Origin of the sequence: Streptomyces sp. NPDC087859 (assembly GCF_044742595.1) — a bacterium.
Classification (GTDB): Bacteria; Actinomycetota; Actinomycetes; order Streptomycetales; family Streptomycetaceae; genus Streptomyces; species Streptomyces canus_F.
The window spans coordinates 87314-96051 of sequence record NZ_JBIUUU010000033.1; the positions used below are offsets into that span (position 1 = coordinate 87314).

6 protein-coding genes are annotated in these 8738 nt (G+C 69.8%); 4 read left to right on the forward strand and 2 right to left on the reverse strand.

Annotated features, from left to right (window positions below):
- Positions 1-156: 156 nt before the first annotated feature.
- Together ACIOHP_RS47790 and ACIOHP_RS47795 are read left to right on the forward strand one after the other, a co-directional pair.
- Positions 157-2076: an AMP-dependent synthetase/ligase gene (locus tag ACIOHP_RS47790; protein ID WP_401897814.1), complete on the forward strand. Its 1920-nt coding sequence runs from the start codon at positions 157-159 to the stop codon at positions 2074-2076.
- 40 nt (positions 2077-2116) lie between these two features.
- Positions 2117-5626, forward strand: coding sequence for a HEAT repeat domain-containing protein (locus ACIOHP_RS47795; RefSeq protein ID WP_401897815.1), 3510 nt, complete (start codon positions 2117-2119; stop codon positions 5624-5626).
- On the opposite strand, the gene ACIOHP_RS47800 is transcribed toward ACIOHP_RS47795, so the two are convergent.
- Both ACIOHP_RS47800 and ACIOHP_RS47805 read right to left on the reverse strand, forming a co-directional pair.
- Positions 5597-5791 (reverse strand): DUF397 domain-containing protein, encoded by a 195-nt coding sequence (locus ACIOHP_RS47800; protein WP_401897818.1) that lies wholly within the window; start codon positions 5789-5791, stop codon positions 5597-5599. The two genes, ACIOHP_RS47795 and ACIOHP_RS47800, sit on opposite strands and share 30 nt — an antisense overlap.
- Entirely contained in the window at positions 5788-6642 is an 855-nt protein-coding gene (locus tag ACIOHP_RS47805; RefSeq protein WP_401897820.1) for a helix-turn-helix domain-containing protein, read from the reverse strand. Before ACIOHP_RS47805 ends, ACIOHP_RS47800 begins: the two co-directional genes overlap by 4 nt.
- Positions 6643-6758: 116 nt before the next feature.
- Here ACIOHP_RS47805 and ACIOHP_RS47810 point away from each other — a divergent pair, with 116 nt between their 5' ends.
- Both ACIOHP_RS47810 and ACIOHP_RS47815 read left to right on the forward strand, forming a co-directional pair.
- Positions 6759-7220 carry an ATP-binding protein gene (locus ACIOHP_RS47810; RefSeq protein ID WP_401897822.1) on the forward strand — a complete coding sequence of 154 codons (462 nt, stop codon included), beginning with the start codon at positions 6759-6761 and terminating at the stop codon, positions 7218-7220.
- A gap of 22 nt (positions 7221-7242) precedes the next feature.
- Positions 7243-8616 carry an FG-GAP repeat domain-containing protein gene (locus tag ACIOHP_RS47815; protein ID WP_401897824.1) on the forward strand — a complete coding sequence of 458 codons (1374 nt, stop codon included), beginning with the start codon at positions 7243-7245 and terminating at the stop codon, positions 8614-8616.
- Positions 8617-8738 lie beyond the last annotated feature (122 nt).

Genomic DNA, 8738 nt, shown 5'->3' on the forward strand with positions numbered 1-8738 from the left:
GAACCCACACGAACTCGCCACCTGCACCTCCTAAGATCGCCGATCTAACTGCCGGTAACCCCCCATACCCGCCCACCACCGGTGAACGCCCAGGTACGCACGGCGCGTACCTATGCAGCAGAGCGGTATCCAGCTGCGCGCCTCAGGAGCTGCCCCATGTCGTCGTCCCTCCCTTATGTCTCCGCGACCGACTACGACGGCGCGCCCGTGCTCGTGGAGCCGGAGATCAAGCGACTGGACGGCGAGGTCCGGGAGGTCTCCGTACCGCCGGTCGTGCCGCCCGTGACCCACGGCTCGCTGGCCGACCTGCCCTTCGACAACGCGGCCGCCGCTCCCCAGGACCGGGTGCTCAGCCGCCGCGCGGAGGACGGCGGTTGGTCGGATGTGACGACCACGGAGTTCGCCGCCCAGGTACAGGCGCTGGCCAGAGGCCTGGTGGCGGAGGGGCTCCAGCCGGGCGACCGGATCGCCGTCATGGCCCGCACGATCTACGAGTGGACCCTGCTGGACTTCGCCGCATGGGCGGCGGGCCTGGTGACGGTCCCCATCTACCCGACCTCCTCGGTCTTCCAGACCCGCTGGATCCTCCAGGACTCGGGCGCGGTGGCCCTGGTGACGGAAACCGTCGCCCAGGCCTCGGCCCTCGGCCCCGAACTCAACCGCCTGCCCGACCTGCGACACCTGTGGGTCGTGGAGAAGGGCCATGTGGAGCGGCTTGCGGAGCTGGGCCGGCCGGTCCCCGAGGCGGAGATCGACGTACGCCGGGGCATGCTGGGCCCCGACACCCTGGCCACGGTCATCTACACCTCGGGCACGACCGGCCGCCCCAAGGGCTGCGCGATCTCGCACGGCAACTTCCTGGCGGAGGTCGACAACGCGATCGAGATCCTCCACCCCGTCTTCAGGTCCCGTTCGGACGAGGAGCTGGCGACCCTCCTCTTCCTCCCCATGTCCCACGTCTTCGGCCGCATGGTGGCCATCGCGTGCGTCCGGGCCAGGGTCCGGCTGGGCCACGCGCCGAGCCTGAAGTCGGAGGATCTGCTGGGGGACCTGGCCAGCTTCAAGCCCACCTTCCTCCTGGTCATCCCGTACATGCTGGAGAAGGTCTTCAACAGCGCCCGGGCCAAGGCGGAGATAGGCGGCAGGGTCTCGGCCTTCGACCGTGCAGTGAACGTGGCCGTCCGCTACGGCGAAGCGACGGAGGCCCGCCAGGCGGGCACCGGCAGCGGCCCCGGCGCCGCGCTCAAGGCGGCCCGCACCTTCTACGACCCCCTCGTCTACCGCCGGATCCGCAACGCCATGGGCGGCCGCGTCCGCCACATCATCAGCGGCGGCTCACCGCTGGGCCGCAGCCTCCACGCGTTCTTCGCGGGCGCGGGCATGGAGATCTACGAGGGGTACGGCCTGACCGAGTCCACCGGCGCGGCAACGGTGACCCCACCCCTCAAGTCCCGCTTGGGCACGGTGGGCTGGCCCCTGCCGGGCACCCGGGTCCGCATCGCCGCGGACGGCGAGATCCTGCTGGCCGGCGGCCAGATATTCCGGGGCTACTGGGACCCGAACGCCGGCGGCGTCACCCCGGCGTCGTCCGACGGCTGGTTCCCGACCGGCGACATCGGCAGCCTCGACGACGAGGGCTACCTCACCATCACCGGCCGCAAGAAGGAACTCCTGATCACCGCGGGCGGCAAGACGGTCGCCCCGGCCCCCCTGGAGAACTGGCTCCGCCAACACCCCCTGGTCTCCCAGTGCATGGTCGTCGGCGACCGCCGCCCCTACGTCGCCGCCCTCATCACCCTCGACATGGAGGGCATCACCCACTGGCGCCGCATGAACGGCAAACACCCCGTCCCGGCGGAACTCCTCGCCGACGACGAGGAGTTGCGGTCGATCATCCAGCGCGCGGTGGACGAGGCGAACAAACTCGTGTCGAGACCCGAGTCGATCCGCCGCTTCACGGTACTGCCGAGGGACTTCACGGAGACGGACGGCCACTTGACGCCGTCGATGAAGCTGAGGCGGGAGACGGTGATGGGGGACTTCGAGGCGGAGATCGAGGGCTTGTACGCCCGCTGACCACCCGTCACCGCCGCCCGAGGGCCGCTACCGTCCTGGCATGGGGCGGGAAGCGGGGCGGGTTGCGGCGGGTGGGGAGCGGGCGGTCGGGGCGGCGGGTGATGCCAGGGCCGTGGTGACCGGGGACGGCAGCAGTGCGACGTACATCGAGAACCAGTACGTCCAGCAGGCGCCGGATCCGGTGGCGCTGACCGGTGAGGAGATCGACGAAGCGTTGCGGCGCTATGCCACCCGCATCCGTGAAACCTACGGAGGTCTGGACCTTGACGTCCTGATCCCCACGGAGGCCGGCGAGCACCCGCCCGTCGGCCTCGACCAGGTGTTCGTGGCGCCGACCGTGCGCGCGGACCCGCCGCCACTGGAGCTGCCGAAGGACATCCGGCAGCGGCTCGTCGACGCCGGGGAGTGGCCGTCCAGCCTGCCGCCCGGTCTGGAACGGGAGGCGCTGGACCGTGCCCGGCAGGCGTACGCGGAGCGTCCGGCACGCGATGTCCTGGAGGTGTTGGCCGACCCGAATGAGGGGCGTCTCGTGCTGCTCGGTGATCCGGGCGCGGGCAAGTCGACCCTCGCCCGGCACCTCGCACTCACGCTCACTCGAGAGGTTCCGCCGGGCGACCCACTGGAACCGCTCGCAGGCCTCGTACCCCTCGTCGTGGAGCTCAGGGAGTACGCGGTGGGGGAGTGGCGGGAGCGGACCTTCGAGGACTTCCTCAGATACCTGCACGGCACCAAGGGCATGGCCCCGCCGATGCCGGTCGTGGAGCGGCTGCTGGCCGAGGGACGGGCTGTCGTCGTCTTCGACGGCCTGGACGAACTCTTCGACCCCGCCGCCCGGGAGCAGGTGAGCCATCGCATCGCGGACTTCGCGGGCCGCTACGGCGGGACGCGCGGGATCCGGGTGGTGGTGACCTCGCGCGTCATCGGCTATCGACGCGGCGTCCTGGAGCGCGCCGGGTTCTCGCACCACATGGTCCAGGACCTGAACGCCCGGCAGATCGAACGGTTCGCCCGGCAGTGGTACGCCACCGCGTACCCGTGCGACGAGGAGCGCGCCGCCCGTCTGTGCCGACGGCTCACCGACGCGGTGAGCCAGTCCCGCCCCGTGGGAGAACTGGCCGGAAACCCCCTCCTGTTGACGATCCTCGCCATCATCGGCCGGCGCCGGGAACTGCCGCGCGACCGCCAGGGCGTCTACCGGCACGCCGTCGCGGTCCTGGTCGCCCACTGGGACGAGCACGCCAAGCACCTGCGCGCGCCCGACGAGGTCGAAGCCCTGTCGTACCTGGGCGACGAGGACCGGCACGAGCTGCTCCGCCTGGTCGCACGGCGGATGCAGGACGGTGAGGGAGGCATCGCGGGCAACCACATCCACCAGGACGTGCTGCTGGACACCTTCAAGGACTACCTGCGCGAGCAGTACGAACTCCCGGTCGCCCAGGCGGTGTCGGCGGCTCGGACGATGGTGCGGCAGTTCCGGGAACGGAACTTCATCCTCAGCCACTACGGGGGCGGGGTGTACGGCTTCGTCCATCGGGCGTTCCTGGAGTACCTGGCGGCGGTGGACATCGACCGGCGGTACACGCGGGAGCGGGAGTGGACGCCGGAGGAGTTCATCGAGGAGATCTTCGCGGGGCACGCGGAGGATCCGGCGTGGCATGAGGTGCTGCTGCTGGTCGTCGGGCAGCTCGGGGAGCGGGAGGCGGGGGCGGCTGTCGACCGGCTGCTGGAGCTGCACCGGCGCCGGGTCGGTGCTCTCTGGAAGGGGGACTTGCTGGCCCTGGCGGTGCGCGCCCTGGCCGAGGTTCGCAGGATCGGAGTGCTGGCGCGGCAGAGCAGGGCCGTAGTGGACGCGATCATCATGGGCTTGGAGGCGGCGGACTCGAGATTCGGTCTGCTGGACGGGGACGAGGGCATCGCCTCCGCACTCAGGACGTTTCCGCCGCACTGGAGCGGGAGGGGCAGACTCCTTCGCTGGTTTCATCTGCGCGGCCAGTTCATGCAGCGGCCGCAGCCCGGAAGGATCGCGGCCGCGCTCTATCAAGGGCCGGCGTGGCCGCAGGTCATGGCTGTGCTTGCCGATGTTCCCCTTGCCCGTGTGGCCTTGCTGAAGGTGCTGGCAGCGCACTGGGGTGCCGATGAGGGCGTCCGTGGGCTGCTCAGGGAGGGGGCGGTGGCCGAACCGGACGAGTACGTGCGCAAGACGGCGCTGGAGACACTGTCCGAGGTCGACGGGGTCGACGTCGGCGACCTCGTCAGGGACCGTTCCACCGCGGACCCTTCGCCGGCCGTACGCGCCTTCGCGCTGTCACTGCGGGAAGACGCCGAGGCCATGTGGCAGCCCATCGTCGAATTCGCCGGCTCCGAGGGCGATGCGGAGAAACGCGCTGAAGCGGTGGACCTGCTGGCCGAGTACCGGATGCAGGACCCTGCGGTCAGGGCCTTGCTGTGTCGACTGGCCGTCGAGGATTCCGAGGGCGATGTCCGGGACCACGCGGTCGCAGGTCTTGAGAGCCTGCTCGACGACGAGGCCGTTCAGGCGTTGGTGCGAGGCCGGGCCACCGACGATCCTCACGACATGGTCCGCAACACGGCCATGTTGTTGATGGTCGAACAGAGAGGTGACTGGGAGCTCGCCCACAGAGCCGCCGTCGAGGACAGTCACTGGCTCGTTCGAACGGACGCCTTGTACGGGCTGCGAACCCTCGGCCGCGACGATGCCGGCACATGGGAGTTCCTCCGCCGGCGGGCGCTCAGGGACCTGAACCCCCGGGTCCGGGCGGTGGCATGCACAGTGATGGGACAGACGACGGGCTCCCACCCCGGCACCTGGGAATTCCTGCGTGAGCGTCTCGCCGAGGATTCCAGCGGCGAGGTTCGGGACTCCGCGCTCAATGGGTTGGTGCAGTTGGGGAGGGACAAGGAGGAGACCTGGCAGCTCGTCCGCGGACACCTTCTCGACGACTCCGACCACGAGGTGCGTGAGTCCGCCCTGACCGACCTGTGCGGCTACCGGAGCCACGAGGCCTCCACGTGGGAGCTGGCACTCGACCGGCTGGTGAACGACCCGGAAGTGAATGTGCGGGCGGAGGCGCTCCGGGTGACTCGGTACCACCGGGGCGCGGCCGACATCAGGGCCGCGATCCGTGTCCGTGCGGCCGATGACCCCCACCCGTCGGTCCGAGAATTGGCACTCGCGCTGCTGGCCACGACCGCGGGAGACGACGACGCCACCCGAGAGATCCTTCGGGATCGGGCAGCCGACGATCCCGATCCCAGGATCCGATCCGACGCACTGCAATGGTGGGCGGTGCAGGAGACGGAGGAGAGCGGCGCGGCGTTTCTGCGGGACCGGGCAGTCACCGATCCCCATCCCTGGCCGCGCATTGCCGCCGTCCAGTCTCTTGCCTACGGATGGCCCGCCCACTCGGCCACGACACCACTGCTACGGGAGCTGGCCGAGGCGGACGAGGACGAGGACGTACGCCTGGAGGCCGCTCGCTCGCTGGCAGCGGCGGAGGCGCTAGCGCCGCTCGCCGGTCAACTGCTGTGAGAGGAAAGCGGACCAGGTGGTGGGGGAGAGGGTGAGGTGAGGTCCGGCGGGGTGCTTGGAGTCGCGGAGGTGGACGGAGGAGAGAGTGAGGGCGACTTCGAGGCACTCGCCGCCTTCGCCGTCGCTGTAGCTGGACTTGAACCAGGTGAGCTGCTCGTTGTTCATAGCTCCTCCAGCTTCTGCTCGATCAACTTCCGGGTCTCCGAAGGGGAGAGGGCCATCGCTCGCATGATCCCATAGCGGTCCGCGATCTTCCGGACCTCTTCTGGGTCGGTGATCAAGCGGGGGTACCCCTGCGATTCTGTATACGCCACCTGCCCATGGCCCTTGGGCACCAACAGGTTGAACCCGCTTCCCGGGTTGGGATGTTCCTCCACCGCCGTCGGCATCACCTGGATCTCGACGTTCTGCAGCTGTCCCACGCTCAGCAGGCGTCGAAGCTGGTCCGCATGCACGCGGCTTCCGCCGATGGGGCGGTCCAGCACGACCTCTTCGAGGACATAGCTCACGATCGGCGCGGGCCGCCGCTCGAAGACCTGCTGTCGGGAGAGCCGGTCCGCGACCCGCCTCTCGATCGTCACCTCGTCGAGGAACGGCCGCCGTTTCGCGAAAACGACGTGCGCGTGATCCTCGGTCTGCAACAACCCCGGGATACCGTTGTTGGCGTAGAAGTGCAGCTCAACCGCCTCCGCCTCCAACCCGGCGTAACTCCGATACCACTCCGGATGTCGAGTCCGGACCTTGGTCATCGCCTCCCTCACCTCGGGAACTGCCTCCTTCAACAGACCCCCGGCGTCCAGGATTTCGTCGGCCTGTTCCAGGATCTCCGGACGGATGACCCGTACGCCGCGTTCCATGGCGGAGATCATGTCGGAGCCGTATCCCAACAGCTTCCCGAACTCCTTCTGGGTCAGCCCCTTCCGTTCCCGCAGCAGTTTGAGCATCTTGCCCAGCGCGGTGAACAACCCGGTCGTCCCGTCGACTTCGGTCGGTGTCTCCGGCCTCCGCTCATCCACGCGATCCACCCTCCCGCTCGACTGCTCGTACCCCGGACCGACGGCACACGTACAGCTACTCAGAGTCGCCGCGCCGCATCTGGTCAGCGTAAATACAGATCGCCACTCTCTGTGATGTGAACGCCGAAATCTCCACCCGCCTCCCCGCCACCCCTCGCGGCGCCCGCCAGGCCCGCCACCTCACCGCGACCCAACTCGCGGCCTGGGGCCACCCCCGCCACACCGAGGTCAACACCACCGCCCAGCAGGTCGTCGCCGAACTCGCCGCCAACGCGGTCACCCACGCCAGACTTCCCGGCCGTGACTTCGAACTGCGCCTCCGACTCCTCCACCTGGAGTCCGAGCCCACGCTCCGTATCGAGGTGAGCGACCCCCGAGCCGACCGCCCACTCCGCTACGTCACCGACCCGGACGCCGAGGGGGGCCGAGGTCTGCTTCTCGTGACGCTGCTCAGCCGGGCCTGGGGCGTCACGGAACGGGTCGTGGGCAAGACGGTCTGGGCGGAACTCCCCCTCAAGGAACCTGAGTCACACAGGGGTACAACCATCACCGGCCACCGTGAGTCTCCTACCCACTGACTTAGATCACCGCAGGAGACGCATGTTCACGCGCACCAACCTTCGGCTGGCGCTCGCCACGGCCACCGCCGTGTCGCTGACCGGCGGGCTGCTCACCCTCTCCGTGGGCGCCGCCACCGCCGCTACTCCGGCGAAGTACGCCGATGACTTCAACGGGGACGGCTACCGCGACTTCGCCACCAGCGACCTCAGTGGCGGAGTCGTGGTGACGTACGGGACGGCGACCGGTCCCGGCACCACGACCAAGACCTTCACGCAGGCGAGCGCGGGCATCCCCGGCACGCCGGGTGACGCGGGCGGCTACGTCGACGGCTTCGGCGAGGACATGGCCACCGCCGACCTCAACCGTGACGGATACGCCGACCTCGCCGTCGCCGACTTCACCGAGAAGGTCGGTACCAAGGTGGGCGCGGGCGCGGTCACCATCCTGTGGGGTGCCAAGACCGGTCTCTCCGGCACCGGCGCCATCCGCCTCAAGGTCACCGCCCACGCCCGCTACGGCTTCGGCAAGGAGATCGAGACCGGCGACTTCAACGGCGACGGCAAGGCCGACCTGGCGGTCGCCAACGGCATCGACACCGTCTACGTCTACCGGGGAGGGTTCGCCAAGTCGGGCTCCACGGGCTCGGTCACCAAGCATGTCGCGGGCGACATCCTCGAACCCACCGGCATGGTCGCCGGCAAGGTCACCAAGGACAAGGCGACCGATCTGTACCTCCTCGGCCAGGGCTACCACGACGACAAGATGACCCAGGACGCCTGGTTCCTGCGCGGCGGCTCCACGGTCAAGCCGGGCAAGCGGACGGTCGTCAACAGCTCCAAGCCCGACTACAGCCCGACCGGCGTCATCGCCGACTTCAACAAGGACGGCTACGGGGACCTCGCGGTCAGCGACACCCGGTGGAGCGACTTCGCCGGTTCGGTGGTCGTGTGGCGTGGGGGCGGCACCGGGCCGACGACCAAGTACCGGCTGTCCCAGAGCACTTCCGGTGTCGCCACGGCCGCCACCAAGAACGACTACTTCGGCTCGGACCTCTCGGCCGCCGACACCGACGGCGACGGCTACGCGGACCTGGCGGTGGGCGTACGGGAGGAGAAGGTCGGCTCGGTGAAGTACGCGGGTGGCGTTCACCTCCTGCGCGGCTCCAAGTCCGGTCTCACCGGTACGAACTCCCAGTGGTTCACCCGCGCTTCCGCGGGCGTCCCGGGTGCCCCCACCGAGTTCGAGACCTTCGGCTCCCTCGTCCGCCTGCGCGACATCGACCGCGACGGCGACAAGGACCTGCTGGTGTCGAGCGACTCCTACGCCCCCAGCGTGCTGCTGCCCGGCACGGCCACCGGTGTCACGGGCACCGGCGCCAAGGAACTGAACGTGGTGGCCGCGTTCCCGCAGTGACGAACGGTGCGGACGGCTGACGGCGGTGGGGGGGGGGCGGGCGCGCGCACCCCCCCCCCCCCCCCCCCCCCCCCCCCCCCCCGCGCCGCCCCCCCCCCCCCCCCCCCCCCCCCCCCCCCACA